The organism is Pseudonocardia sp. HH130629-09, from assembly GCF_001294645.1.
Taxonomy (GTDB): domain Bacteria; phylum Actinomycetota; class Actinomycetes; order Mycobacteriales; family Pseudonocardiaceae; genus Pseudonocardia.
In genome coordinates, this window is sequence record NZ_CP011868.1 from 2,643,939 (window position 1) to 2,670,835 (window position 26,897).

At 73.9% G+C, this 26,897-nt stretch carries 24 protein-coding genes; 15 read left to right on the forward strand and 9 right to left on the reverse strand.

The window, feature by feature from the left end:
• Window positions 1-7: 7 nt before the first annotated feature.
• Window positions 8-898: an Ig-like domain-containing protein gene (locus XF36_RS12185; protein ID WP_060712076.1), complete on the forward strand. Its 891-nt coding sequence runs from the start codon at window positions 8-10 to the stop codon at window positions 896-898.
• A 6-nt stretch (window positions 899-904) separates the two neighbouring features.
• The gene (locus tag XF36_RS12190; protein ID WP_060712077.1) at window positions 905-1,180 is read left to right on the forward strand and encodes a L,D-transpeptidase; all 276 of its coding nucleotides are present in this window, start codon (window positions 905-907) and stop codon (window positions 1,178-1,180) included.
• A gap of 34 nt (window positions 1,181-1,214) precedes the next feature.
• On the opposite strand, the gene XF36_RS12195 is transcribed toward XF36_RS12190, so the two are convergent.
• The gene (locus XF36_RS12195; RefSeq protein ID WP_193394009.1) at window positions 1,215-2,819 is read right to left on the reverse strand and encodes an AMP-binding protein; all 1,605 of its coding nucleotides are present in this window, start codon (window positions 2,817-2,819) and stop codon (window positions 1,215-1,217) included.
• 473 nt (window positions 2,820-3,292) lie between these two features.
• On the opposite strand from XF36_RS12195, the gene XF36_RS12200 reads away from it, so the two are divergent.
• Window positions 3,293-4,579 carry an acyl-CoA dehydrogenase family protein gene (locus XF36_RS12200; protein ID WP_060712078.1) on the forward strand — a complete coding sequence of 429 codons (1,287 nt, stop codon included), beginning with the start codon at window positions 3,293-3,295 and terminating at the stop codon, window positions 4,577-4,579.
• 5 nt (window positions 4,580-4,584) lie between these two features.
• On the opposite strand, the gene XF36_RS12205 is transcribed toward XF36_RS12200, so the two are convergent.
• Together XF36_RS12205 and XF36_RS12210 are read right to left on the reverse strand one after the other, a co-directional pair.
• Window positions 4,585-5,076: a MarR family winged helix-turn-helix transcriptional regulator gene (locus tag XF36_RS12205; protein WP_060712079.1), complete on the reverse strand. Its 492-nt coding sequence runs from the start codon at window positions 5,074-5,076 to the stop codon at window positions 4,585-4,587.
• Window positions 5,077-5,122: 46 nt separating this feature from the next.
• Window positions 5,123-5,893: an enoyl-CoA hydratase-related protein gene (locus tag XF36_RS12210; protein WP_238589233.1), complete on the reverse strand. Its 771-nt coding sequence runs from the start codon at window positions 5,891-5,893 to the stop codon at window positions 5,123-5,125.
• A gap of 52 nt (window positions 5,894-5,945) precedes the next feature.
• On the opposite strand from XF36_RS12210, the gene XF36_RS12215 reads away from it, so the two are divergent.
• The 3 genes from XF36_RS12215 to XF36_RS12225 all read left to right on the forward strand — a co-directional run bounded on the left by XF36_RS12215 (window position 5,946) and on the right by XF36_RS12225 (window position 9,278).
• Window positions 5,946-7,085: an MBL fold metallo-hydrolase gene (locus XF36_RS12215; RefSeq protein WP_238589234.1), complete on the forward strand. Its 1,140-nt coding sequence runs from the start codon at window positions 5,946-5,948 to the stop codon at window positions 7,083-7,085.
• A 220-nt stretch (window positions 7,086-7,305) separates the two neighbouring features.
• Window positions 7,306-7,647 (forward strand): histone-like nucleoid-structuring protein Lsr2, encoded by a 342-nt coding sequence (locus tag XF36_RS12220; RefSeq protein WP_060712081.1) that lies wholly within the window; start codon window positions 7,306-7,308, stop codon window positions 7,645-7,647.
• Between the two features lie 95 nt (window positions 7,648-7,742).
• Window positions 7,743-9,278, forward strand: coding sequence for an acyl-CoA synthetase (locus XF36_RS12225; protein ID WP_060712082.1), 1,536 nt, complete (start codon window positions 7,743-7,745; stop codon window positions 9,276-9,278).
• A gap of 37 nt (window positions 9,279-9,315) precedes the next feature.
• Here XF36_RS12225 and XF36_RS12230 read toward each other — a convergent pair whose 3' ends face one another.
• Complete coding sequence (locus XF36_RS12230; RefSeq protein WP_238589235.1) at window positions 9,316-10,572, reverse strand: MFS transporter; 1,257 nt, start codon at window positions 10,570-10,572, stop codon at window positions 9,316-9,318.
• Between the two features lie 115 nt (window positions 10,573-10,687).
• Between XF36_RS12230 and XF36_RS12235 the strand changes: the two genes are divergently transcribed.
• Both XF36_RS12235 and XF36_RS12240 read left to right on the forward strand, forming a co-directional pair.
• Entirely contained in the window at window positions 10,688-12,223 is a 1,536-nt protein-coding gene (locus XF36_RS12235) for a long-chain-fatty-acid--CoA ligase (protein ID WP_060714636.1), read from the forward strand.
• A gap of 53 nt (window positions 12,224-12,276) precedes the next feature.
• Complete coding sequence (locus XF36_RS12240) at window positions 12,277-12,912, forward strand: MOSC domain-containing protein (protein ID WP_060712083.1); 636 nt, start codon at window positions 12,277-12,279, stop codon at window positions 12,910-12,912.
• Here the strand turns inward: XF36_RS12240 and trpS are convergent.
• The gene (gene trpS, locus XF36_RS12245; protein ID WP_060712084.1) at window positions 12,890-13,951 is read right to left on the reverse strand and encodes a tryptophan--tRNA ligase; all 1,062 of its coding nucleotides are present in this window, start codon (window positions 13,949-13,951) and stop codon (window positions 12,890-12,892) included. The genes XF36_RS12240 and trpS overlap by 23 nt on opposite strands.
• A 185-nt stretch (window positions 13,952-14,136) precedes the next feature.
• Here trpS and XF36_RS12250 point away from each other — a divergent pair, with 185 nt between their 5' ends.
• The 6 genes from XF36_RS12250 (at window position 14,137) to XF36_RS35195 (ending at window position 21,342) form a co-directional block, all read left to right on the forward strand.
• Entirely contained in the window at window positions 14,137-15,285 is a 1,149-nt protein-coding gene (locus XF36_RS12250) for a GTP-binding protein (RefSeq protein WP_060712085.1), read from the forward strand.
• A gap of 358 nt (window positions 15,286-15,643) precedes the next feature.
• On the forward strand, window positions 15,644-16,732 hold the full coding sequence (locus XF36_RS12255; protein ID WP_238589236.1) for a pyridoxal phosphate-dependent decarboxylase family protein: 1,089 nt from the start codon (window positions 15,644-15,646) through the stop codon (window positions 16,730-16,732).
• A 105-nt stretch (window positions 16,733-16,837) separates the two neighbouring features.
• Entirely contained in the window at window positions 16,838-17,824 is a 987-nt protein-coding gene (locus XF36_RS12260; RefSeq protein ID WP_060712086.1) for an ABC transporter substrate-binding protein, read from the forward strand.
• Between the two features lie 52 nt (window positions 17,825-17,876).
• Complete coding sequence (locus XF36_RS12265; protein WP_060712087.1) at window positions 17,877-19,580, forward strand: ABC transporter ATP-binding protein; 1,704 nt, start codon at window positions 17,877-17,879, stop codon at window positions 19,578-19,580.
• Window positions 19,577-20,614: an ABC transporter ATP-binding protein gene (locus XF36_RS35190; RefSeq protein WP_349675552.1), complete on the forward strand. Its 1,038-nt coding sequence runs from the start codon at window positions 19,577-19,579 to the stop codon at window positions 20,612-20,614. The genes XF36_RS12265 and XF36_RS35190 overlap by 4 nt, the downstream gene beginning before the upstream one ends.
• Window positions 20,615-20,652: 38 nt before the next feature.
• Window positions 20,653-21,342 (forward strand): ABC transporter ATP-binding protein, encoded by a 690-nt coding sequence (locus tag XF36_RS35195; RefSeq protein ID WP_349675553.1) that lies wholly within the window; start codon window positions 20,653-20,655, stop codon window positions 21,340-21,342.
• Window positions 21,343-21,377: 35 nt separating this feature from the next.
• Here XF36_RS35195 and XF36_RS12275 read toward each other — a convergent pair whose 3' ends face one another.
• Both XF36_RS12275 and XF36_RS12280 read right to left on the reverse strand, forming a co-directional pair.
• On the reverse strand, window positions 21,378-21,590 hold the full coding sequence (locus XF36_RS12275; RefSeq protein WP_060712088.1) for an MbtH family protein: 213 nt from the start codon (window positions 21,588-21,590) through the stop codon (window positions 21,378-21,380).
• Between the two features lie 34 nt (window positions 21,591-21,624).
• A complete protein-coding gene (locus tag XF36_RS12280; RefSeq protein ID WP_060712089.1) occupies window positions 21,625-23,019 on the reverse strand; it encodes a lysine N(6)-hydroxylase/L-ornithine N(5)-oxygenase family protein in 1,395 nt (464 codons plus the stop codon).
• 659 nt (window positions 23,020-23,678) lie between these two features.
• On the opposite strand from XF36_RS12280, the gene XF36_RS12285 reads away from it, so the two are divergent.
• On the forward strand, window positions 23,679-25,028 hold the full coding sequence (locus XF36_RS12285) for a GGDEF domain-containing protein (RefSeq protein WP_082375366.1): 1,350 nt from the start codon (window positions 23,679-23,681) through the stop codon (window positions 25,026-25,028).
• A gap of 25 nt (window positions 25,029-25,053) precedes the next feature.
• Here XF36_RS12285 and XF36_RS12290 read toward each other — a convergent pair whose 3' ends face one another.
• Window positions 25,054-25,683 carry a TetR/AcrR family transcriptional regulator gene (locus XF36_RS12290; protein ID WP_060712091.1) on the reverse strand — a complete coding sequence of 210 codons (630 nt, stop codon included), beginning with the start codon at window positions 25,681-25,683 and terminating at the stop codon, window positions 25,054-25,056.
• Window positions 25,684-25,715: 32 nt separating this feature from the next.
• Window positions 25,716-26,867 (reverse strand): acyl-CoA dehydrogenase family protein, encoded by a 1,152-nt coding sequence (locus XF36_RS12295; protein WP_060712092.1) that lies wholly within the window; start codon window positions 26,865-26,867, stop codon window positions 25,716-25,718.
• Between the last annotated feature and the right edge of the window lie 30 nt (window positions 26,868-26,897).

A 26,897-nucleotide genomic window follows, 5' to 3' on the forward strand; every position in this document is an offset into this window, starting at 1 on the left:
CGGATCGGTGACGCCGTCGGCGGCGGCGTCGACTCGCTGGCCCGCAACCTCGCCGGCGCCGTCGACCGCCTCCGGCCCGCCCCGACCGTGCCCCCCCGCTCCCCCGGTCCCCGAGGTCCTCACCAGCGTCCCGGCCGGTGGCGCGCCGGTCGCCCCGCGCGCCCCGGTCCGCACCGAGGTCAGCACCGGCACCCTCGAGGGCGTCGCGCTCACCGCCGACTCCGACGACGGACCGGTCACCGTCGGGGGCACCCTGTCCCCCGACGGCCGCAGCTGGACCGCCACGGAGCCGCTGGACTTCGCGACCACCTACCACTGGTCGGGCAGCTGGGTGCTGGGTCCGCAGGACCGTCGCCCCGTGCCCGCGGCCCCGTTCACCACCGTCGACCCGGACGACACCGTCGACGCCACCATGAACATCCGCGACGGCGGCGAGGTCGGCATCGGTGCCCCGGTCGTGCTCACCTTCGGCGAGAAGCTCCCCGACGCCGCGAAGGCCACCGTCGAGCGGGCGCTGAGCGTCACCACGTCGCGGCCGGTCGAGGGCGCCTGGGCGTGGCTGCCCGACACCGCCGAGGGCTCGCGGGTGCACTACCGGCCGAAGTCCTACTGGCCCGCGCACACCCGGGTCCAGGTGCGGGGCGCGCTGCGTGGCCTCGACCTCGGCGACGGCACCTTCATGACCGAGGACCTCGACCGGACCTTCACCGTCGGGCGCAGCCAGGTCGTGAAGGCCGACACCCGCAGCCACGCGATCGTCGTCGTCCGCGACGGGAAGGAGATCGCCCGCTACGACGCCTCCTACGGCCTGGAGTCCGACCCCCGCCGGGTGACCCGCTCCGGGATCCACGTCGTCATGGCCAAGTCGGAGAAGGTGCTGATGAGCAACCCCGACTAAGGCTACGTGGACGAGCCCCAGTTCTGGGCGGTCCGGATCTCCAACAACGGCGAGTTCATCCACGCCAACCCCGCCTCGTCGTGGGCGCAGGGCAGCCGCAACGTCAGCCACGGTTGCATCAACCTGTCCAGCCGCGACGCCAAGGAGTTCTTCGCGAGCGCGACCTTCGGCGACCCGGTCGAGGTGACCGGCAGCTCGCAGCCGCTGACCGCCCGCGACGGCGACCTGTACGACTGGACGATCCCCTGGGACGAGTGGCGCTCGCTCAGCGCCCTGTCCTGACCCCGCTGTTCCGCCCCTGCACGATCCCGGCCCGCTACCGGATCCGGCGTTCCTGCCCGGCCCACGCCTCGTCGCGCAGCACGAACTTCTGGATCTTCCCGGTCGAGGTCTTCGGCAGCTCGCCGAAGGTGACCCGCTTCGGTGCCTTGAACCGCGCCAGCCGCCCCCGCACGTGCTCGACGATCTCGTCCTCGGTGGCGCTCTCGCCCTCGCGCAGCGTCACCCAGGCGGCCGGGACCTCGCCCCACCGCTCGTCGGGGACGGCGATCACCGCGACCTCCAGCACGGCCGGGTGGTCGGCGATGGCCTGCTCCACCTCGATGCTGGCGATGTTCTCCCCACCGGAGATGATCACGTCCTTGGAGCGGTCCCGGAGTTCGACGTAGCCGTCGGGGTGCACGACTCCGATGTCGCCGGTCCGGAACCAGCCGTCCGGTGCGGCGTCGCGGGTGGCCTGGTCGTCGTCGAGGTAACCGAGCATGACGTTGTTGCCGCGCAACGCGATCTGGCCCGTCGTCGCCCCGTCGCGCAGGACGTCGGCACCGTCGTCGTCGATCACCCGGACGGCACAGGCGATCATGTTCCCGACGCCCTGGCGGGCCTTCATCCGGGCCTGCGCGTCGGCGTCGAGGTCGCTCCACTCCGGACGCCAGTCGCAGATCATCGCGGGGCCGAAGGTCTCGGTGAGCCCGTAGAGGTGGGTCACCTCGAACCCGAGCTCGGCCATCCGGCGCAGGATCGCCGGGCTCGGCGGCGCTCCCCCGGTCGCGACGGCCACCGGCGTCTCCACCGGCCGGGCCTCCGGCGCGTAGGCGATCATCGACAGCACGGTGGGAGCGCCGTTGAGGTGGGTGACGCCCTGCTCGCGAACGAGCTCCCAGATCCGGGACGGCTCGACCTTCGGCAGGCAGACGTGGGTGGCGGCGGCCGCGGTGACCGCCCACGGGAAGCACCATCCGTTGCAGTGGAACATCGGGAGCGTCCACAGGTGAACCGACGACGCGGTCAGCCCGGTGTGCCCGACCATGGCCAGCGCCTGCAGGTAGGCGCCCCGGTGGTGGTACATCACGCCCTTCGGGTTCCCGGTCGTCCCGGACGTGTAGTTGATCGACAGCAGGCCGCGCTCGTCGGCGGGACGCACCGCGGTGGGCTCGCCGTCGGCGACGAGGCGCTCGTAGTCCGGGCCGACCCGCACGGTGTGCGGCGGGGTGTCGAGGCGGGCGAGCACCTCCGCGACGAGCTCGTCGAACACCGGGTCGGCCACCAGCACCGAGGCGCGCGAGTGCTCCAGGATGTAGGCGACCTCGCCCGCCGACAGCCGGGTGTTGACCGCGACCAGCGCCGTCCCCGACCACGGCACCGCGTGCGCCGCCTCCAGCCCGACGTGGGTGTTCGGCACGAGGACCGCGACCGGACGCTCGTCGTGCAGCGCGGCGAGCGAGCCCGCCAGGCGCCGGCAGCGGTCGCGGAACTCGGTGTAGGTGAACCGCAGGTCGCCGTCGACGACCGCGACCCGGTCACCGTGCGCCGCCGCGGCCCGGTCGAGGAACGCCGTGGGGGTCAGCGGCTCGAACGACAGGTCCACCAGATCGGCCGGGACACCCGCCGGGTGCGTGGGGACGGGAGCCTCGTCGGTCATCCCCCGAGCCTCCCCCGGCGACGCGGACGCGCGCAATGTCGCCGCCCCGCGACCCTCCGCCGCGCGAGCCCCTCCGCCGCCGCGTCGGTGATAGCCCGATCCCCCGCGGCCCGGCAGCCCCACCTGCACGGTCACCGTTCGCCCGGCCCGCCGCACGTGGTACCCACCGGGCGCGCACTGCTTCACCGGAGCGCGCGATGATCCGCCGGACGCGCGCCACTCCACCGGGCAGACGCCGATCCGCCGGGCGTGCCCGATCTACCGGGCGCACGGCGATCCGCCGGACGCGCGGTGATCCGTCGTCCGCGCGTGTCCGAACACACGCGCGGAGCGGATCACCGCGCGGACTGTCGATCACCGGGGTGCCGCCGGGACTCCCCGGCCCCGGCGTCCTGTGCCGCCGGAACTCCCCCCGTCGTCGCGGGCTGTACTACGTTCGCCGTGGCAACCAGGCTCGTCGGGAGGCGGACGCGATGGCGTGGGACTTCAGCACCGACCCGGAGTTCGAGGAGAAGCTGAAGTGGATGCGCGGCTTCGTCCGCGACGAGATCATCCCGCTGGAGACCCTCGACCTGGACCGGGAGACCTTCGCCCGGATCACCGCGCCGCTCAAGGAGCAGGTCCGCGAGCAGGGTCTGTGGGCGGCGCACCTGCCCCCGGAGCTCGGCGGCGGCGGGTTCGGTCAGGTCTCCCTCGGGCTGATGCACGAGATCCTCGGCCAGTGCCGCTACGCACCGGGGGTGTTCGGCAACCAGGCGCCCGACTCGGGCAACGCCGAGCTGCTCGCGATCGGCGGATCGCCGGAGCAGAAGGAACGCTGGATGCACCCGTTGCTGCGTGGTGAGCTGCGGTCCTGCTTCTCGATGACCGAGCCCGGCGCCGGCGCGGACCCGACGATGCTGTCCACCCGGGCCGTGCGCGACGGCGACGACTACGTCATCAACGGTCACAAGTGGTTCTCCTCGAACGCCACCGGCGCGGACTTCCTGATCGCGATGGTGGTGACCGACCCGGACGCACCGCCGTACCAGCGGGCCTCGATGATCATCGTCCCGACCGACACCCCCGGGCTCGACGTGGCCCGCGACATCCCGGTGATGGACCACCCCGAGGTCGGCGGCGAGATCTACGGCGGCCACGCCGAGGTCTTCTACCGCGACGTCCGGGTGCCGGCGACGAACCTCGTCGGCAACCCCGGTGACGGGTTCAGGCTCGCCCAGCAGCGGCTCGGCCCGGGCCGCATCCACCACGCCATGCGCTGGCTCGGCCAGTCCCGGCGGGCGTTCGACATGATGTGCGAGCGCACGGTGTCACGGACGGCGAGCGGCACGCGGCTGGCCGACAAGCAGATGGTGCAGGACATGGTCGCGCAGTCGGCGGCGGACATGGCCGCGGCACGGCTGCTGACCCTGCACGCGGCCTGGACGATGGACCAGGTCGGGGCCTCGAACGCCCGGATCGAGATCGGGATGATCAAGTACTGGGGCGCGAAGGTGCTGCACGACGTGATCGACCGCGCGATCCAGGTACACGGTTCGCTCGGCTTCTCCGGGGACCTGCCGCTGGAGCAGATGTACCGCGCGGCCCGCGCCGCGCGGATCTACGACGGTCCCGACGAGGTCCACAAGGAGTCCGTCGCGCGGCGCATCCTGCGCGGCTACACCCCGGTCGAGGTCCCCACCGAGCACGTCCCGACCCGCACCGAGGCCGCGCGACGCAAGTTCGCCGAGTACCTGGGCACGGCGACGGCGAACGCCTGACCGCGTCAGGCCGGTGCGGACCTCGGCTCCGGCGATGCGGCGAGGTCGGCGCGGTAGTCCGCGACCAGCGCGTTCATCGCGCTGAGGAAGCGGGCCGCCGCGTCGAGCTCGTCGTCGTCGAAGCCGGCGAGCAGGGCGTCCATCCGGGCGCCGAGCGGGCCGAAGAACGCCCCGCCGACCTCCGCGGCGTTCTCGGCCTGGCGCAGGGTCACCCGCCGCCGGTCGGCGGACTCGCGGCTGCGGCGCACGTGGCCCGCGCGTTCCAGGCGGTCGACGAGCGCGGTCGTCGCACCGGTGGACAGACCGAGCCGGGCACCGAGGAGACCCGGCGTGAGCGGTTCACCCGCGGAGTCCGCACGCATCACCGCGAGCAGCGCGTGGAGGTCCGTGGGGTGCAGCCCGTGCCGCCCGGCGAACTCCTGGCCGAGCAGCTCGGACTCGCCCGCGTAGTCCTGCAGCAGCGCGACCAGGTGCTCGCGTCGCGTCCGGGCAGGCATGCCGACGAGCCTAGTCGCCGTCCGGGGGCCCGTGCCGGGCGCAGGGTCAGCGCCCCGTCCACCGCGGCGGGCGCTTGTCCAGGAACGCCGCGATCCCCTCCGTCCTGTCGACCGAGCGCAGGATCGCCGCGGTGGCGACCTCGGTGGCGCTCCAGCCGCGCTCGTCCGGTTCGGACACCACGCGTTCCAGGGCGCGCAGCGACACCGACACCGCGAGCGGCGAGTTCTCGCAGACCGTCGCGGCGAGCTCGAGCGCCGCGGTCTCGGCCCGCCCCGGCTCGACGAGCTCGTTGACCAGGCCCAGGGCGTACGCACGGTCGGCGTCCAGCGGGCGCCCGGTCACCAGCAGCTGCTTGGCGACGTTGAGCGGCAGCGGCCGCGGCGCGCGGAACAGCGCACCGCAGTTCGCGACCAGGCCCCGGGCGACCTCGGGCAGGCCGAACCGCGCCGTCGTCGCGGCGACGACCATGTCGCAGGCCAGCACGATCTCGAACCCGCCGCCGTAGGCGACGCCCTCGACCGCGGCGATCAGGGGGCGCCGCCGGTCCCGCCGGACGACGCCGTAGTTGCCGCCGCGCGGGGTGGGGCCGCCGGCCCCGGCGGCCAGGTCGGTGCCCGCGCTGAACGCCGTCGTGTCCCCGGCGAGCACGCCGCACCACAGGTCCGGGTCGTCGTCGAGGGTGTTGAGCGCCTCGTCGAGGCCGGCCGTCATCGCCGCGTCGACGGCGTTGCGCTTGTCGGGCCGCGTCATCCGGATCAGGAGCACGTGTCCGTGCCGCTCGGTGCTCACCCTGGTCCCCGCCATGCCGTCGGTCACGATCGTGACTGTAGGTGGGAACCGCGCCCGGGGCGTTCGTAGTCTGGTGATCGTGTCCCGCAGCAAGCGCCTCCCCACCGCGGCCATCCTGTCCGTCCCGCTCGCCCTGACCGGCGCCCTGGCCGCGCTCGGGCTGCACGTGCGCCGGAACATGGGGGCCCGCCCGGGCGAGCTGCGCCGGATCGCCTCCGCCTCCCCGAACGCCGTCGACGGGCTGTTCGCCAACACCGAGCCCGGGCTGCCGCGGGCCAAGGCCTCGGCACGGATGATCCTGAACATGCTGGTCGGCCGCCGCTCCGCGGGCGGCGCGCCGGCGACGGTGCCGCTCGCGCCGCTGCGGACCCCCGCCGAGCCCGCCGGGCTGGCGGTGACCTGGCTGGGCCACGCCGGGGTGCTGCTGGAGATCGACGGCCGCCGGGTGCTGGTCGACCCGGTCTGGTCGGAGTACGCCTCCCCCGTGCCGCGCTTCGGGCCGCGCCGCCTGCACCCGCCGGTCGCGCCGCTGTCCGAGCTCGGCTCCCCGGACGTCGTCGTGATCACCCACGACCACTACGACCACCTCGACCGTCCGACCGTCACCGCGCTGGCCCGCGACACCTCCACGGTGTTCGTCGGCCCGCTCGGGGTGGGCGCGCACCTGCGCTCCTGGGGCATCCCCGGGCACCGGGTCCTCGAGCGCGACTGGGAGGGCGTGGTGACCGTGGCCGGGCTGGAGCTGACCTGTCTGGAGACCCGGCACTTCTCCGGGCGCGGGCTGCGCCGCAACACGACGCTGTGGGCGGCCTGGAAGGTCGCCGGACCGCGGCACACCGCCTACCTGGGCGGGGACACCGGCGCCACCCGGGCGCACGCGCGCACCGGGGCCGCGCACGGCCCGTTCGACCTGACGGTGCTGCCGATCGGCGCCTACTCCGACCTGTGGCCCGACATCCACGCCGACCCGGAGCAGGCGGTCGCCGCGCACCGCGAGCTCGGCGGCCGGGTCCTGCTGCCGATCCACTGGGCGACGTTCACGCTCGGCTTCCACCCCTGGGACGAGCCCGCCGAGCGGGCCCGCAAGGCCGCCGCCGACCAGGACGTGGTCCTGGCCCTGCCGCGCCCGGGCCGGCGCATCGACCTGACCGGCGTCACCACCGTCGACGACGCCCGCGCCGCGGTTCCCACCGAACCGTGGTGGCCGACCACACGCTGATTCGCGTCACCGTCACCGCTGGCCCTTTCCGCCCATTCCCGTCACCCGGACGCCGTATCCCCTCCCCGGAAACGCCGGCGCCGGACCATTTCCGGGGAGGGGTTCGACAGGTCGGTTCGGCATCCCTTATCGTTCTGCCCGAAGAATCGGTTCCGGCACCGACCGGGGCGATTCCCGTCTCCGGCCGGGTCCGGCGATTCCCCGCGGAAGGAACGACGACGTGGCGCAGCAGACGACGATCACCCTGGTCGAGGACCTGGACGGCACCGAGGCCGACGAGCAGGTGGAGTTCTCCGTCGACGGCCGCGCCTACGAGATCGACCTGTCCACCAAGAATGCCGAGAAGCTGCGCGAATCGTTGGCGCCCTACGTCGCGGCCGCCCGTCTCGGGTCCGGTCGGCGCAGCACCTCTTCCAGCACCTCGTCGAACGGTTCCAGCGCCTCGGAACGCGCCGCGAACCGCGCCGTACGGGAATGGGCGACGGCCCAGGGCATGAAGATCTCCGAGCGCGGGCGTATCCCGTCCTCGGTTCTCGAGGCCTATCGGAACGCGCACTCCTGACCGCTGCCGCCGCCGGGGTCGCCCCGGACGGCAGGATCAGGGCCGACGAGACGTGCGCCGGGCGATCCGCGGCGCACACCGACGGAGAGGGCCCGATGTACCCAGGCACGCATGCCGCGACGACCCCCGACAAGCCGGCCGTGATCATGGGGGGCTCGGGCGCGAGCCTGTCCTTCCGTGAGCTGGAGGAGGGGTCCGCACGGCTCGCGAACCACCTGCGCGCCGCCGGACTCCGGCCGGGCGACGTCGTGGCGCTCGTCGCGGAGAACTGCGCGCGGGTCTACGAGGTCTACTGGGCGGCCCAGCGCTCGGGGCTCTACATCACCGCGGTGAACCACCACCTCTCCGCGCCCGAGGCCGCCTACATCGTCCGCGACTGCGGTGCGAAGGCACTCGTGGTCTCGGCCGGTGTCGCCGGTCTGGCCGCGGCGATCGAGGACCACGTCGACACCACGGTGCGGCTGGCCTTCGGCGGCGAGATCCCCGGCGCGTCCCGCTACGCCGACTACGACAAGACCCTCGCGTCGGTCTCCGCCGAGCCCCCGGCCGACCAGCCCCGCGGGGCGGACATGCTCTACTCCTCGGGCACCACCGGGCGCCCCAAGGGCATCAAGCCGACGCTGCCCGACCGGCGGATCGACGAGCCGGGCGACACCTACCAGGCCCTGTTCGGCCCGATGTACGGCTTCGGCACCGACACCGTCTACCTGAACCCGGCCCCGCTCTACCACGCCGCGCCGCTGCGGTTCACCGCCACCGTGCAGGCGCTCGGCGGCACCGTCGTGGTGATGGAGCGCTTCGACCCGGAGAAGGCGCTGGAGCTCGTCCAGCGGCACTCGGTCACCCACTCGCAGTGGGTGCCGACGATGTTCGTGCGGATGCTCAAGCTCCCCGAGTCCGTCCGCTCCGCCTACGACGTGTCCTCGATGCGGGTCGCGATCCACGCGGCCGCCCCGTGCCCGGTGGACGTCAAGCAGGCCATGATCGACTGGTGGGGCCCCGTCCTGCACGAGTACTACGCCGCGACCGAGTCCAACGGGGTCACCTTCATCGACTCGGCGCAGTGGAGCGAGCGTCCCGGGTCGGTCGGCCGGGCCGGGCTGGGCACCATCCGGATCGCCGCCGACGACGGCACCGTGCTGGGGCCGGGCGAGATCGGGACCGTCTACTTCGAACGCGACGAGCGCCCGTTCGAGTACCACAACGACCCGGGCAAGACCCTCGCCGCGACCCACCCCAAGCACGAGAACTGGACCACCACCGGGGACCTGGGCTACCTCGACGAGGACGGCTACCTCTTCCTCACCGACCGCAAGGCGTTCATGATCATCTCCGGTGGGGTGAACATCTACCCGCAGGAGGTGGAGGACGCCCTCGCGCTGCACCCCAAGGTGCTCGACGTCGCCGTCATCGGGGTGCCCGACGACGAGATGGGCGAGAAGGTCAAGGCCGTCGTCCAGCCCCCGGAGGGCGTCGACGCCGGCCCGGAGCTGGAACGCGAGCTGATCGAGTTCGTGCGGGAGCGGATCGCGCGCTACAAGGCGCCGTCGTCGGTGGACTTCACCGACTTCCTGCCGCGTACCCCCACGGGCAAGCTGGTCAAGCGGGAGCTGCGCGACCGCTACGTGTGACCTCGCCGCGAGCCCGGGGCGTGACCGGTGCGGAGGGTCAGGCGGCGCGGCGGGAGTAGCGGGCACGGGCCAGGGCCGCGACCAGCGCCAGCGGCACCGAGGCGACCAGGGCGGCGGCGAACAGCGGGGCGAAGCGCCCGGCGTCGGCGAACGGGGCGCCGAGCGCGGTCCCGGCCGAGCTGCCCAGGAACAGCAGCGTCGCGAACAGTGCGACGGCGGTCGCGCGGGCCTGCGGGACGACCTCGGTCGCCCAGGTCTGCAGGGTCGAGTGCAGGAACGCCCACGCCCCGCCCAGGCAGAGCCCGGCCGCGGCGACCGTCACCGGGTGCACCGTCACCAGCGGGAACATCCAGGCGACCACGAGGAACCCGCCGCCGACGCCGGCCAGCGCGGCCGGTCCGAGTCGGCCGACCAGGCGTCGCACGACCCGGGAGAACAGCACCGCACCGACGCCGTAGCCGCCGGCGGCGAGCCCGGCCAGCGCGGCGGAGCTGCCCCCGGCCTGCAGCGACGGCGCGAGGTAGGTCAGCACCCCGAGCACGACCGCACCCTCGACGAAGGCGAGCGCCAGCACCAGCCGGGCCCAGCCGTTCCCGGCGACGGCGGCCAGCGGGCGGAGCACCGCGTCGGTGATCCCGCGCGACGGCGTGCGGGCGCCGTCGGGTTCGGGCAGCGCCCGCAGCGCGACGAACAGCACCGCGCAGCCCGCCGCCGTCGCCCCGAGGACGACGCGCCACCCGGCCAGGTCGGCGAGCAGCCCCGCCCCGGCCGTGGCGACGGCGGTGCCGAGCGCGGTCGCGGCGAGCAGGTCCGACAGCGGCCGCTGCCGGACCGCGGCGGGCCAGGTGTCGCCGACGTAGACCAGCGCCGCCGGGATCAGTGCCGCCGTGCACGCGCCGGTGAGGACCCGCGCGACGACCAGCACGGCCAGCGTCGGGGCCAGCACCGAGGCGACCCCGCCCAGCACCGCTCCGACCAGGGCCAGGCGCATCACCCGGACCCGACCGATCCGGTCGGACAGCACGCCCCACACGACCTGCATGAGGCCGTAGGCGAGGAAGTAGCCCCCGGCCGCGCCGGCCGCCGCCGCCAGCGGCGCGTCGAACGACGCGGCGATCGGCACGAGCAGCGGCGCGATCGCGAACCGGTCGACGGTGCTCGTCAGCGACGCCAGCTGCAGCAGCCGGAGCCGCCGGGTGCCGTCGGGGACGGCTCCCCCGGAGCCGGGCCCGCCGGGACCGCTGCCGTCGGGACCGCTGCCGTCGGGACCGCTGCCGGCGGGGGTCGTGCTCACCGGCGTCACCCTGCACGGCGGGACGAGCTGTTGCCCCACCGGGGTGGCCGGGACCACAGTGGCAGGGCAGTCGAGGCTCGGGAGGCCACCGGTGGGCACGATCACAGGACACGGGATGACGGCGGCGGACATCGTCGCGCGGCACGCACGGACCACACCGGACGCTCCGGCGCTGGCCGACCCACGGACGTTGCGGACCTGGGCGCAGCTCGACGACCGGGTGTCCCGGCTGGCGACCGTCCTCGCCGGACGCGGGGTCGACCGCGGGGACCGGGTCGCGGTGCTCGGGCTCAACTCCGTCGAGCTCGTCGAGAGCTACCTGGCGGTGCTGCGGATCGGCGCGATCTGCGTCCCGCTGAACTTCCGGCTGACCGCCGGCGAGATCGCCTTCCAGCTAACCGACTGCGACCCCACCGCGGTCGTCTGCGACGACCGGTTCGCCGCGACGGCGGAGACCGCCCGGGCCGACGCGCCGTCGGTGCGGACGGTGCTGGGGCTCGGCGAGGGCCTCGACGCGCTGCTCGCCGAGGCCGGGCCCGGGTCCTGGGGCGACGACGTCGCCGACGAGGAGCCCGCCTACATCATGTACACCTCGGGGACGACCGGCCGTCCCAAGGGCGCCGTGCTGACCCACCGCAACCTGCTGCTGCACGCGTTCCTGTCGATCACGCACATGGGCACTGCCGGCGACGACCGGGTCTCGCTCTCCGGGGCGCCGCTGTTCCACATCGCCGGGCTCTCCGGGATGCTGCCCACCCTGATCGCGGGCGGCCGGGTGATCATCCCGCCGTCGGGCGGCTTCGACCCGGTCGCAACGGTCGACACCCTGGAACGGGAGAAGGTGTCGTCGTGCTTCTTCGTCCCGGCGCAGTGGCAGGCGATCTGCGCGGTGCCCGGCCTCGCGGAGCGGGACCTGTCGGCGCTGCGCCGGATCAGCTGGGGCGCGGCACCGGCGTCGACGACGCTGATCCGCACGATGATCGATGCGTTCCCGCAGGCCACCGTGGTGACCGCGTTCGGCCAGACCGAGTGCAGCCCGATCACGTGCGTGCTGCGCGGCGAGGACTCGGTCCGCAAGATCGGCTCGGTGGGGACGCCGATGACCGGCGTCGAGGTGCGCGTGGTCGACCCGGAGATGAACGACGTGCCGCGCGGCGAGGTCGGCGAGATCGTCTACCGCGGACCGACGGTGATGCGGGAGTACTGGGGGCGTCCGGACGCGACAGCCGAGGCGTTCCGCGGCGGCTGGTTCCACTCCGGAGACCTGGTCCGCGAGGACCCCGACGGCTACCTCTACGTCGTGGACCGGGCCAAGGACATGATCATCTCGGGTGGCGAGAACGTCTACAGCGCCGAGGTGGAGGACGTGCTGGCGGCGCACCCGGGCATCGCCGACGTCGCGGTCATCGGGGTGCCCGACCCGCGCTGGGGCGAGACACCGCTGGCGGTGGTCGTACCCGCCGACCCCACCGCGCCGCCGGACCTCGACGCCGTCGTCGCATGGTGCGCCGACCGGCTGGCCCGCTACAAGCACCCGACGAGGGTCGCCGTCGTCGACGCCCTGCCGCGCAACCCGACGGGCAAGGTGCTCAAGACCGAGCTGCGCCGCGACCACGGCGCGCTGGACTCGGTCTCCGCGCCCGCGCAGTAACCCGGTCGCCGACCCGGTCGCGACGGCGGCGGGGCTCGCCTACCGTCGCGACCGTGAGCGTCGTGGAATCGGTGAGCACCGGGGTGTCCAGCCCGATCCTCGCCGAGGCGGGGACCTCGGGGATCGACGAGCTGCCGGTGACCGGCCCGGTCCGGGTGGCCGTCCCGGCGGCGGCGAGCGGGCTGGCCGGCGACACGATCTGCGACGCCGACCACCACGGCGGCCCGGACCAGGCCGTCTACGCCTACGCCCGGGAGGATCTGGAGTTCTTCGCCGCCGAGCTCGGGCCGCTGCGGGCGGGGACGTTCGGGGAGAACCTGACGACCCGCGGGATCGACGTGTCCGGGGCCGAGCTCGGCGAGTGCTGGCGGGTCGGCGGGGTGGTGCTGCAGGTGACCGCGCCCCGCGTGCCGTGCCGGACCTCCGCCGCGCACCTGGAGCGGGCGGGCTGGGTGAAGCGGTTCACTGCGGCCGCCCGCCCGGGCGCCTATCTGCGGGTCCTGTCCCCCGGCGAGATCAGCGCCGGGGACACCGTGACCGCCGAGCACCGGCCCGGGCACGGCGTCACCGTCGCCGACGCCTTCCGGGCGCTGCTCGGCGAGCCCGACCGGCTCCCGGACCTGCTGGCCGCGGGCGAGCACCTGCTGCCGCAGATCCGGGACACCCTCACCCGGCGGTCCGCGTCCTGACCCGGTCGTAGCGCATCCCCATCGCCGCGCGGACCGCGTCGAGGGTCTGTTCGGCCAGCTCGTTCGCACGCGCGTTGCCGCGGGCCAGCACGTCGTCGACCAGCCCGGGGTCGCGGGCCAGCTCGGCGCGCCGCGCGCGGTGACCGGCGAGATGGTCGTTGACCGCGTCCGTGGTGAGGCGCTTGAGCGCGGCGGCCCCGTCGAGGGTCGCGGCCAGCTCGTGCGGGTCGCGACCCAGACACAGCGCCGCGGTCGTCAGCAGCCCGTACACCCCGGGCCGCCCCTCGGGGTCCACGGTGATCCGCCGCTCGGAATCCGTGCGGGCGCGGCGCACGATCGCCGCCGTCTCGTCGGCGGTCGCACCGAGCGGGACGGCGTTGCCGCGGGACTTCGACATCTTGTGCCCGTCGAGGCCGGGCAGCTCCGGGGTGTCGGTCAGCATCGGCTCGGGCGGGGTGAACACCGGGCCGTAGCGCTCGGCGAAGCGCCGCGCCAGTACCCGGGTCAGCTCGATGTGCGGGAGCTGGTCCTTCCCCACCGGCACGAGGTCGGCACGGCAGGACAGGATGTCCGCGGCCTGGTGCACCGGGTAGGTCAGCAGCAGCCCCGACAACGCTCGCCCGGACGCCGCGTGCTCGGCCTTCACCGTCGGGTTGCGGTGCAGCTCGGCCTCGGTGACCAGCGACAGGAACGGCAGCATCAGCTGGTTCAGCGCAGGCACCGCGGAGTGGGCGAACACCGTGGTGCGGTCCGGGTCGAGCCCGGCGGCGAGCTGGTCGAGCACCGCGCCGCGCACGTGGTCGGCCAGCCGGTCCGCGACGGCGCGGTCGGTGATCACCTGGTAGTCGGCCAGGATCACCAGCACGTCCACACCGGACCGTTGCAGCCGTACCCGTTCGGAGATCGTGCCCACCAGGTGCCCCAGGTGCAGCGGGCCGGTCGGCCGCTCCCCGGTCAGCACCCGGTGCGACGACGGGTCGGCGGCGACGGCGGAACGCAGCGCGGGCATCCGGGCGACGGTGACAGCGAGGGAATCCATGATCAGCTCCTGGGAACGGGGAGCTGCACGAGACACACCGGGTTCCGCCGGGCTGCTCGGGCAGCCCGGGGTGACGGTGACGTGCGTCTACGTGGCTGCGGGGAGCAGCCGCCACCAGACGGGACGGGAGGAACGCACGGAGGCAGCCTACACCCACCTAATCGACTATCGTTATCATCATCGGTATGGCCGACCGTCGCGTTCCCGTCACGATCCTGTCCGGCTTCCTCGGCGCGGGAAAGACGACGCTGCTGGAGCACCTGCTCGCGAACCGGGAGGGCAGGCGGATCGCCGTCGTCGTCAACGACATGAGCGAGGTGAACATCGACGGCGCGCTCGTCGACCTGCACCGCAGCCAGGAGAAGCTGGTCGAGCTCACCAACGGCTGCATCTGCTGCACGCTGCGCGAGGACCTGCTGACCACGGTCGGCGAGCTGGCGGCCGAGGGGCGCTACGAGCACGTCGTCGTCGAGTCGACCGGGATCTCCGAGCCGATGCCGGTGGCGGCGACGTTCGAGTGGACCTTCGACGACGGCACCGCGCTCTCCGACGTGGCGCGGCTGGACACCATGGTCACCGTCGTCGACGCCTCCACCTTCGAGCACCTGCTGATCAGCGAGGACTCGCTCGCCGACCGGGAGCTGCAGGCCGCCGAGGGCGACGAGCGGACGCTGTCGGACCTGCTCGCCGACCAGGTCGAGTTCGCCGACCTGCTGGTGCTGAACAAGACCGACCTCGTCGCGCCGCACGCGCTGGGCCGGATCGAGGCGCTGCTGTCGCGGATGAACCCGGGCGCCCGGATCGTGCGCGCCGTGCGCGGGGACCTGCCCATCACCGACCTGCTCGACACCCGTCGCTACGACCCGGCGGCGGCCTCGGCGACACCGGGCTGGGCCCAGGAGCTCAACGGCTCGCACACCCCCGAGACCGAGGAGTACGGGATCGCGAGCGTCACCTGGCGGGCGGCGCGTCCGTTCCACCCGGCACGGCTGCTCGACGCGCTCGGCGACTGGCCGGGCCTGCTGCGCAGCAAGGGCTTCTGCTGGCTGGCGACCCGGCCCGACGTCGCGGGCCTGTGGTCGCAGGCCGGGCCGAACATGGCGCTGGACCCGGCCGCGCCGTGGTCGTCGTTCGACGGGCCGCGCGGGCAGGAGATCGTGTTCATCGGGCTCGGCCTGACCCGCGACGCCGTGACCGCCCGGCTCGACCCCGCCCTGCTCACCGACGACGAGTTGCTCGCCGGGCCCGCCTCCTGGCGCGACCTGGACGACCCGCTGCCCGGCTGGGACCTCGACGACCTGCACGACCACGAGCACGCCTCGATGGCCGGGTAGCGTCGGGCCGCGTGCCCGACCTCACCCCGGACGAGTTCCGCGCCCTCGGCCACCTGTTCGTCGACGCCGACGCCGACGCCCGTGCCGGGATCGAGCGTCACCCGGTCCGCGACGTCGTGGAGCCGGGCACCGTGCGGGCCCGCTTCCCCCGCGAGGCGAACGAGGACTCCGAGCCGCTCGCCGCGTTCCCGTCGCTGGTCGAGGCCGTCACCGGCGACGCCGACACCCGCTGGCAGCACCCCGGCTTCCACGCGTTCTTCCCGGCGAACGCCTCGCTGACCTCGCTGCTCGGTGAGCTGCTCTCCGGCGGCGCCGGGGCGCAGGGATGCTCTGGTCCACCTCGCCCGCCTGCACCGAGGTGGAGCAGGCGGTCACCGACCAGCTGGCCGGGGCGCTCGGGCTGGACGAGTCGTTCACCCACGACGGCGGCGGAGGCGGCTCGATCCAGGACTCGGCGTCCTCGGCGGCGCTGGTCGCGCTCACCGCCGCGTTGCACCGGGCCGCGCCGGACCCGGGCTCCGGCTGGCGGGCGCGCGGGGTGACCGGGCGGGAGCGCGTCTACGTCACCGCCGAGACGCACTCGTCGCCGGCCAAGGCGGTGCGGTGGGCCGGGCTCGGCTCCGACGGGCTGCGGACGGTCCCGTGCACCCCGGGCTCCCGGGCGAGGGACCCGGCCGCGCTGGCCGACACCCTCGCCGCGGACGTCGCCACCGGGCTGGTCCCGGTGCTGGTGCGCGCGACGGTCGGGACGACCTCGACCGGGTCCGGCGACCCGGTCGCGGCCCTGGTCACGGCGGCGCGGCCGCACCGGGCCTGGGTGCACGTCGACGCCGCGTGGGCGGGCGTCGCGGCGCTCTGCCCGGAGCACCGCTGGGTGCTCGACGGCGTCAATCCCGGGCCGGGCCACGGTGTCGACTCCTTCTGCACCGACGCCCACAAGTGGCTGCTCACCGCGTTCGACGCCTCGCTGCTGTGGGTGCGCGACGCCCGCGCGCTGCCGGCCGCGCTGTCGATCACCCCGGCCTACCTGCGCGAGGCGCACTCCGACTCCGGCGCCGTCGTGGACTTCCGGGACTGGCAGGTCCCGCTCGGGCGGCGGTTCCGGGCGCTGAAGCTGTGGGCGGTGCTGCACGGGCAGGGGCTGTCCGGGCTGCGGGCGCACCTGCGCGGGCACGTGGACCTCGCCGCCGAGCTGGCCGAGCGGGTCCGCGGGCACGACGACCTGGAACTGGCGTGCGCACCGGTGCTGTCGCTGGTCTGCCTGCGCTCGCGCTCCGGCGACGCCGCGACCACCGCGCTACTGGAGCGGGCCAACGCCGACGGACGGGTGCTGCTCACCGGCACCGAGGTCGACGGGCACCCGGTGGTGCGGGTCGCGTTCGGCGGGATCACCACCGGCCGCGCGCACCTCGACGTCGTCTGGGATGTCCTGTCCGCCCGATCGTGACCGCCATGGGTAAGGTTCGCCTGTCCACCCGGAAGGGTGTACTGACCTGATCCCCCGGCGCCCGGTGCACCCGCCCGCACGGGTCCCGTCGAAAGGACCGCCCCCATGCCCCGATCCCTGCTCCGTGCGCTCGCCGCGTACGTGGTCCTGCTGCTGGCGCTGGCCGGCTGTGCGTCGGGGGGCACCGGCGACACCGCGCAGCCCGCCCCCACCGGCGAGGCCGCCGGAGCCTTCCCGGTCACGCTGAAGCACGCCTTCGGCGAGACGACGATCCCGGCCGCACCGCAGCGGGTGGTCACCGTCGGCTTCAACGACGCCGACTTCGCACTGGCCGTGGGGGTGAAGCCGGTCGGGGTCCGCGAGAACATCGGCGACTACGACTACGCGCGGCGCCCCTGGGCGCAGGAGGCGCTCGGCGGGACCCAGCCGCAGCTGCTGACCGGAGCCGAGATCCCGATCGAGGAGGTCGCCGCGCTGAAGCCCGACCTGATCCTCGGCGTCTACTCCTTCATGGACCAGGCGGCCTACACCGCGCTGTCGCAGATCGCGCCGACCGTCGCCCAGGGCACCCCCGACGGCACGAACCCCGCAGGCTGGGAGGAGCAGACCCGCATCACCGGGCAGGCCACCGGCCGCACCGAGCAGGCCGAGCAGGTCATCGCCGCGACCCGCGCGAGGTTCGACGAGGCCACGGCGGCCCACCCCGACTTCGCGGGCAAGAACCTGAAGATGGACTTCTTCATCGAGGGTGTCCCCTACGACATGGGCACCGACGACCTGCGCGCCCAGATCTTCGCCGGCCTCGGTTTCGCCGTCCGGCCGGACTCGCAGACCCTCTCGCTGGAGCGCCAGGGCGACCTCGACAGCGATCTGCTCGTGGTGCTGGGCCGCTCGCGCGCCGAGTCCGAGGCCGACCCGGTGTTCCGGGCGATCCCGGCGGTGCAGCAGGGCCGGGTGGCCTACCTCGGGCCGTTCGAGACCGAGTTCGCCGCCGCACTGGGCTACTCCAGCCCGCTGTCGCTCCCCTACGCGCTCGACACCGTGGTGCCGCAGCTCGACGAGGCGCTGAAGGGGCAGGCACCGGGGGACTGAGCCCGCCGCCGACCGCGTCGGGCCTCGATGTTGGCAAGGCTATCCTGACACAATGGACGTTCCCACCCGCCATGCGGAGTCCGGCCGGTCCGTGTTGCGGGGGTCGCTGGGGGCCTTCCGTGGACGGCTCGCCGCGGCGTCGGCGCTGTTCTGCGGCCACCAGGCGGGTGAGGCACTCGTCCCCGTCCTCGTCGGGGTGGTGATCGACCGCGGGATCGCGGCAGGCGACCCCGTCGCCCTCACCGGCTGGTTGCTGGTCCTCGGACTGGACTTCCTGTTCCTCTCCACCTGCTACCGCTTCGGCGCCCGGCACGCCTGGTCGGCCGACGTACGCGGCGACGCCCGGCTGCGGCTGCAGGTGGCCGGGCGACTGCTCGACCCCCGCGGCGGCGCCGAGGCCGGACGGCTGCCCGGTGAGCTGGCCTCGATCGCGGTGTCCGACGCGAAACGTGTCGCCGTGGTCAGCTTCATGCTCCCGCTCGGGCTGGCCGCGGTGGTCGTCGCGGCGATCGCGCTGCTCACCATCTCGCTGCCGCTGGGGCTGCTCATCCTGCTGGGCTCCCCGCCGCTGCTGTGGGCGATCCAGCGGATCGGCACCCCGCTGGAGCGGCGCAGCCACGCCGAACAGGAGCGGACGGCCGCGGCCTCCGGGGTCGCGGCCGACCTGATCGACGGCGTCCGGGTGCTGAAGGGGCTCGGGGTCGAGCCGGCGGCCCAGCGTCGCTACCGTCGGGTCAGCCGGGAGGCGCTGGGCGCGACCCTGTTCGCCACCCGGGCCGAGGCCGGGTTCCTCGGCTCGGTCCAGCTGGTCAACGGGCTCTTCCTCGCCCTCATCGCGCTGGTCGGCGGGCGACTCGCCGCCGACGGCCAGCTCAGCATCGGCGGCCTCGTCGCCGCCGTCGGTCTCGCCCAGTTCCTGGTGGGCCCGCTCGAGGTGTTCGGCGCGGTGAGCCGCCAGCTCGCCCAGGGCCGCGCGTCCGCCGGCCGGATCGCGACGCTGCTCGACAGCGAGCACGCCGTCACCGCCCGGCCCGGGTCCGGCTCCGGGAGCGCCGCTGCGGCCGGGGACGGCGGGCTGACCCTGCGCGGGGTCAGCAGCGTGGGCATGTCCGGCGTGGATCTCGACGTCCCACCGGGAACCATGCTGGGTGTGGTCACCGACGACGCGGCGACCGCACTCGGGCTGGTCCGGCTGCTGGGCCGCGAGACCGACCCCGTCGACGGCCGGGTCGAGGTCGGCGGGACCGACCTCACCGCGCTGGAGTGCACCGACGCCCGGGCCGGAGTGCTCGTCGCCGCGCACGACGCACACCTGTTCGCCGGCACCGTGCGCGACAACGTTCTCGCCGGGTGTGCGCCCGGGACCGACCCGGCCCCGGCGATGGCCGCGGCTCGCGCCGACCAGGCCGCGGTGGTCCTCCCCGACGGGGCGGACACCGCGGTCGCCGCCCGGGGCAGCTCGCTGTCCGGGGGTCAGCGGCAGCGGATCGCCCTCGCCCGGGCCCTCGCCTCCGACCCCCCGGTGCTCGTGCTGCACGACCCGACCACCGCGGTCGACGCCGTCACCGAGGCCGCGATCGCCGACGGGCTGCGCGCGCTGCGCCGCGGCCGGACCACCGTCGTCGTCACCACCAGCCCGGCGCTGCTGGCCGCCGCCGACCGGACCGTCGTCCTGCGCGGCGGCCGGATCGCCGCGGACGGGACGCACAGCGAGCTCATGGCCGACCCCGACTACCGGAAGCTGGTGACCGGATGACCACCCGCCTGCCCGTCGCCGACGGGGCACGAATGCGGGCCGTCCTCGGCGAGCTGCTGCGGCCCCAGCGCGGCACCGCGCTGCTCGGGCTCGTGACGCTCGTCGGGGCCGCCGCGGTCAGCCTGCTCACCGCACCACTGCTCGGCCGGATCGTCGACCTGGTCGCCGACGGCCGCGGCGCCGACGCCGTCACCGCCCCGGTGCTCGGCCTGGTCGGGGTCGCGGTCGGGCAGGGCGTGCTCGCGATGCTCGGCGTCGCCCTGGTCGCCCGCGCCGGAGAGACGATGCTGGCCGGGCTGCGCGAACGGTTCGTCGACCGGGCGCTGCACCTGGACCTGGAGCAGCTGGAACGGGCCGGATCCGGGGACCTGACCTCGCGGGTCACCGACGACGTCAGCGTCGTCGCCGAGGCCGTGCGCGAGGCGCTGCCCGAGTTCGCCCGCTCCGCGCTGCTGATCGGCCTGACCCTCGTGGCGCTGCTCGCGCTGGACTGGCGGCTGCTCCTCGGCGCGCTGCTCGCCGTCCCGATCCAGGCCTGGACCGCGCGCTGGTTCCTCACCCGGTCCGGCCCGATCTACGCGGCACAGCGGATCGCCTACGGCGACCAGCAGCAGCTGCTCGACACCGCCGCGGGGGTGTCGACCGTGCGAGCGTTCCGCCTGCACGACCAGCACCGGGACCGGGTCGCCGAACGCGCCGACGCCGTCGTCGGGCTCGCGATGCGGGTGATCCGGCTGCAGACCCGGTTCTTCGGCCGGCTCAACGCGGCGGAGTACCTGGGCGTGACCGGTGTCCTGGTCGCCGGCTTCTGGCTGGTGACCTCCGGTGAGGCCACGATCGGCACGGCCAGCGCGGCGGCGCTCTACTTCATCAACCTGTTCGGCCCGGTCAACGTGGTGCTGTTCCAGCTCGACGTCGCCCAGTCCGCGATCGCCGGGCTGCGCCGGATCGTCGGGGTCGCCGACCTCGCCCCGAGCCCGATCCCGCCGAGCCCGCCCGGCCGGACGGCTCCCACGTCCGCGCCCGCGGCCTGACCCACGCCTACGTCGACGGACACCCGTCGCTGCGCGGGGTGGACCTCGACGTCGAGCCGGGCACGCGGGTCGCCCTGGTGGGCGCGAGTGGCGCGGGCAAGTCCACCCTGGCGAAGCTGGTGGTGGGGCTGCACCGGCCGTCGTCCGGCCGGATCGAGATCGGCGGCGCCGGGCTCGACGAGCAGGGCCCGACCGTCCGCCGGGACACCGTCGCGCTGGTCACCCAGGAGGTGCACGTGTTCGCCGGGACGCTGGCCGAGGACCTGCGCCTGGCGGCCCCGGACGCCGACGACGCGCAGCTGCGCGCCGCGCTCGACACCGTCGGGGCGCTGGCCTGGGCCGAGGCGCTTCCCGAGAGCCTGGCGACCCCGGTCGGGAACGGCGCGCACGAGCTGGACGTCGTGCAGTCCCAGCAGCTCGCGCTGGCCCGGCTCGTGCTCGCCGACCGGCCGGTCGTGATCCTGGACGAGGCCACCGCGGAGGCGGGCAGCTCCGGGGCCCGGGCGCTGGAGGACGCGGCGCTCGCCGCGGCTCGCGGGCGCACGACGGTGGTCGTCGCGCACCGCCTGACCCAGGCGGCCACCGCCGACCGGGTCGTCGTCCTCGAGGACGGCCGGGTCATCGAGCAGGGCCGTCACGACGAGCTGGTGGCCGCCGGGGGCACCTACGCCCGGCTGTGGGGTGCCTGGTCGGGTCTGCGGCCCGACCAGGCACCCGATCTCGGCTGAGTGGCGCGGCGCCCCGGATCAGGCGGCGCCGCGGATCAGGCGTTGGTGCGTTCGCGCAGGCTGCGCGGTCGCAGGTCGGTCCAGATCCGTTCGACGTAGTCCAGGCACGAGGTCCGGTCGGCAGGCCCGTGGACCGAGGTCCAGCCCGCCGGGACATCGGCGAAGTCCGGCCACAACGAGTGCTGACCCTCGTCGTTCACGAGGACCCGGAAGGTGCCGTTGTCGTCGTCGAAGGGGTTGGTGGACATGGTTCTCCTCCGGTGCGGGGACGTGGTGGGGCGCTCAGACGGTGGCGGTGTCGCGTCCGCTCGCCTCCGGGGAGGCGACCGCCGTTCCCCGGACGAGCGAGGCGACGATCTCTCCGGACCGCACGGCGATGTTGGACAGCAGGGTCGAGGTGATGCCGTGCGTGTGCTCGGTCGGACCCTGCAGGTAGACGCCGGCCCGGACCGCTCCGCCGCCGGGGAGCGCATCGGTGCGTACGCGGTAGTCGCGCTGCACGTCGAGCCGGCCCTGTCCGTCGCGCCCGCAGGCCTGCTGCAGGCCGGCGTCGAGCAGCCACAGCGGGTCGGCCGACCGGTACCCGGTCGCGTAGACCACGGCGTCGGCGGTGATGACCTCGCGCTCGCCGTCGATGAGCGACTCGATGGCCAGTTCCACCCGGTCCCCGACGTCAACGACGTCGGCCACCCGGGAGACGTTGCGGAAGCGCAGCCGCTCCCGGCCGGCGACCCGCTCGTGGTAGTGCGTGCGGTACAGGCCCTCGATCAGCTCGGGGTCGACCACGGAGTAGTTGGTGTTGGCGTGGTAGCCGAGGATGCGGTCCTTGACCTCGTCCGGGGCGGTGTAGAAGTCGTCGACGGCGGCCGGGTCGAAGATCCGGTTGGCGAAGGACGTGTCGTCGGCGGGGCTGTAGCCGTAGCGGGCGAACACCGCGTGCACCTCGGCGGTCGGGAAGGTGCGGTGCAGATGCTCCACGGTCTCCGCCGCGCTCTGCCCGGCCCCGACGACGGCGAACCGCGCGGGCGAGGCGCCGGCGAGCTCGCGGGTGCGGAAGAGCAGGTCGCGATTGTGCCAGATGCGTCCGCCGGTGGTGATCCCGCGCGGGAGGACCGGGGTGAGCCCGCAGGCGAGCACGACGTTGCGGGTCCGCAGCCGCTCCACCCGTTCGCCGGTGCGCACCACGACGTCGAGGAGGTCGACCACCCCGTCGCCGGGCACGGGCTCGATCTCGACGACCTCGCTGCCGTAGTCGACGGTCACCGGGGAGCCCGCGACGTCGCTGACCTCGCCGACCCGTGCGGCGGCCCACTCCAGGTAGTCGTGGAACTCGCGGCGGGTGGGGAACGACGAGCCGTAGTTGATGAAGTCGGCGAGCCGGTCGCGGTCATGCAGGTAGGACAGGAAGGAGAAGCCGCTGTTCGGGTTCCGCAACGTCACGAGGTCCTTGAGGTAGGACACCTGCATGGTCGCGTCCTCGAGCAGCATCCCGCGGTGCCAGCCGAACCGCTCCTGGCGCTCGACGAACCGGGCGGTCACCCGCGCGTCGGCCGGGGCCGCCCCGTTGTGCTCCAGCAGGGCGATCGCGATGCCGAGATTCGACGGCCCGAACCCGACCCCCACTACGTCGAGTACCTCCGGGGCGGAGTGGGGGTTCGCGTTCGCGGGGTTCGCCATCACGGTCCTTCCGTTGCTTCGGCACGCCTCAGATAAGGCGAGGCTAACTGCAACACGAAGGTGGACGTCCCGCCTAGGGGGGGATCGTCGGAACCCGGCCGCAACGGCTCGTCTGCGCTGGTCGGAGCAGTGGAGTGACGAACGTGTCACCCGTTCAGAGTATGGAGTGCCGGCACGCACACATCGCCGGACGAGGGTGTCACATGCCCCGTCCGAGCGTCACCGGTTCTGACGACAGGGACACGGGCAGGGACAGGTACGTGCGCGGGACCCGGCCCGACACGGCCGGCGACCACGAACGGCGGCGCCGCGCGGGACGACCGAGCGTCCCGCGCGGTGCCGATGACGGTTCACCAGTCCCAGTTGCGCACGAGCACTCTCCCCTCGACCGGAGTACTTCTCACCGTCCCGGAACGGACGCCGTTGCGGTCCGCACGTCAGGACGCACGGCACGCTCCACGATCGAGTGATGACAGGTTCAGCGTAAGCGATGGACAACGCTCCGTCACGGTTTAACGCAATCCTGAGGCGTTCGTCGTTGGTTCCGGGCCGCTCGGCGCGGACTCGGGCCGCTGCGACACGAACGGCAACCGCTTGCCTTACTCCCGCGTAGCCTCGATCCGATACCCCTGAACGCACCCGACGAACAGGCAGGCGACGTGACCTCTGGCCCGGTGGCACCGCGCCCGGCACGGCGTCGCCGTCGTGTGCCGGACGCCCGGTCGCTGCTCGGCCTGCCGGTGCGCCCACTGCTGCTGGTCCTGGCCGTGGAGTCCGCGGCGGTGGCCGCCGTCGTCGCGGGCGCGCTGACCGGGGCCGCGCCGACGCGGACCGACGCGCTGCTCTGCGGGCTGCTGATGCTGGTGGCTGCGGTGCACACCGAGCTGTCGGTCAACGCCGAGCGCCTGCGCCGCCGGATCGCCGAGACCCGCTACATCAATATGACCTCGGTCTGGACCTTCGCGGCGGCGCTGCTGCTGCCGCCGGTGCTCGCGACGGCCGTCGTCGCCGTCATCTACGTCCACCTGTACCTGCGGGTGGTGCGCCCGAGCGGCACGCCGCCGCACCGCCAGGTCTACAGCGCCGCCACCGTCCTGCTCGCCGTGCACACCGTCGTGGGACTGCTCGCGCTGGTAGGCGGCTGGGGCGGGGCGCCGGCGACCCCGCAGAACGCGGCGCTGGTGCTGGGCGCGCTGATCGCCTACACCACGGTGAACACGCTGCTGGTCGTGTCGGTGCTGCGGCTGACCGCACCGGGGTCGCGGTTCCTCGCGATCCTGTGGGGCGGTGACATCGGGCTGGAGCTGGCGACGCTGTCGATCGGCGGGCTGGTCGCCGTCGTGCTCGCCAACACCTCCCCCTGGTTCGCGCTGCTCGCGATGCTGCCGCTGCTCGTCGTCGAGCAGACGACCCTGGTGCGTCAGCTCGAGGCACAGGTCGACACCGACGCCAAGACCGGGCTCCTCAACCCGGCGGCGTGGCGCTGGCGCAGCCGCCAGATGCTGGAGCGCGACACGCGAACCGACCGCGCCGGCGCGGTGCTGATCCTCGACCTCGACCACTTCAAGGCGGTCAACGACCGGCACGGCCACCTGGCGGGCGACGATGTGCTCCAGGCCGTCGCCGACGTCCTCACCACCGAGGTGCGCGACGAGGACCTGGCCGGCCGGTTCGGCGGCGAGGAGTTCGTGGTCACGCTCGGCGGGATGCGCGCCGACGACACCCTGGACGACCGGGCCCGTGAGGTCGCCGAGCGGATCCGCCGGGGCGTGCGCGCGCTGGAGGTCGACACGGCCACCGCGGGCCGGGTCACCGGGCTGTCGGTGTCGGTCGGCGTCGCGACGACACCGGACCACGGCACGGACCTCGACGGGCTGCTGGCCGCCGCGGACGCCGCGCTCTACGAGGCCAAGCACGCGGGCCGCGACCGGGTCGCGGTGCGGCCGCCGGCGCCGCCCGTCGTTCCCGAGGGTGCGACGCCGCCGTTCGGGCTGAGCTACGGCACCTGAGGACTACGGCGCCCGAGGCGCCGGGTCACGGCCCGAGCAGCACCCGCGCCAGGTCCTTCCACTGGGGCAGCATCGGGTCGCTGCCCGGGTCGCGCGGGTCGAAGGTGTAGGTCAACGAGGTGCCGCGCATCGAGGTGAGCAGCAGGTCGCGCAGCTGCTTGAACCGCGGGCGGCCGGCGAGCTCGTCGCCGAACATGCGGGCCATCGACGCCCGGATCGCCGCGCCGAGGCGCTTCTCCTCGGGTCGTAGCGCCTCGGCGATCTCGGCGTTGGACCGGGCCGCGGTCCAGAGCTCCACCGCCGCCCAGAAGTGGGGCTCGGAGAAGCTCTCCCACAACAGCTCGATGACCCGGTCGGCCCGCTCGAACGAGCCGACCGGGTCGGTCTCGACCACCCGTCGCACGCGTTCCTCGGTGTCGGCGACGCGCTTCACCGCCAGATGCTGCGCAGCCGCGACCAGCAACCGGTCCCGGCTGGGGAAGTGGTGCAGCAGCCGGCCGCGCGACACGTCGGCGGCCGACTGGATGGTCAGGGTCGTGGAGCCCGAGTAGCCGCCGTCGATGAGGCAGGCCACGGCGGCGTCCAGGATCCGGGCGCGGCTGTCCTCCGACCGCTGCGCCCGGCTCCTGACCGCCGGAGGATGTTCGGTGTTCATGATGTGCTCATGATCGCCTGTCGGTCATCGGCTCAGAGTCCCAGACCCCGGCCGATCACCTCCTTCATGATCTCGGTGGTGCCGCCGTAGATCCGGGTGATGCGGGCGTCGGCGTAGGCCTTGGAGACCGGGTACTCGCTCATGTAGCCGTAGCCGCCGTGCAGCTGCAGACAGCGATCGGCGACCCGGCCCTGCAGCTCGGTGCACCAGTACTTCGCCTTCGACGCGTCGACGGCGGTCAGCTCGCCCGCGTTCAGCGCCCGCACGCAGTCGTCGACGTAGTGCTCGGCGAGGTCGATCTCGGTGTCCATCTCGGCCAGCGCGAACTTCGAGTTCTGGAACGAGCCGACCGGGGACCCGAACGCCTTGCGCTCCTTGACGTACTCCAGGGTGTTCGTCAGCACCGTCCGGGCCGCGGCCACCCCGGCGACGGCGATCGACAGGCGCTCCTGGGGCAGCTTCTCGACCAGCTGGACGAAGCCCTTGCCCTCCTCGGGCCCGAGCAGGTTCTCCACCGGCACCTTCACGTCGGTGAAGGACAGCTCGGCGGTGTCCTGAGCGTGCATGCCCAGCTTGTCGAGGTTGCGGCCGCGCTCGAAGCCCTCCATCCCGCGCTCGAGCACCAGCAGGCTCATGCCCTTGTGCTTCTGCGACGGGTCGGTCTTCACCGCGACGACGACGAGGTCGGCGTTGATCCCGTTGGTGATGAAGGTCTTCGCGCCGTTGACCACGTAGTGGTCGCCGTCGCGGATGGCGGTCGTCGACATCGACGCCAGGTCCGAGCCGATGCCCGGCTCGGTCATCGCGATGGCGAGGATCTTCTCCCCCGCCACGACGCCCGGCAGCCACCGCTGCTTCTGCTCGTCGGTGGTGTAGGCGAGCAGGTAGGGCAGCACGATGTCGTTGTGCAGGGTCAGGCCCAGCCCCGAACCGGCCGCACCGACGCGCAGCACCTCCTCGGAGACGATGGCGTTGAACCGGAAGTCGCGCACACCGCCGCCGCTGAACTCCTCGGGCGCGTCCATGCCCAGGAACCCGTTGGCGCCGGCGGTGGTGAACAGCTCCCTGGAGACGACGCCGTCGCGCTCCCACTGCGCCTCGTGCGGGGCGATCTCCTTCTCGACGAAGGCCCGGAAGGCCTCGCGGAAGTCCTCGTGGTCGGACTCGTAGAGCGTGCGCTTCACGGCGCCGCCTCCTCTCTGGGGGTACCGGCA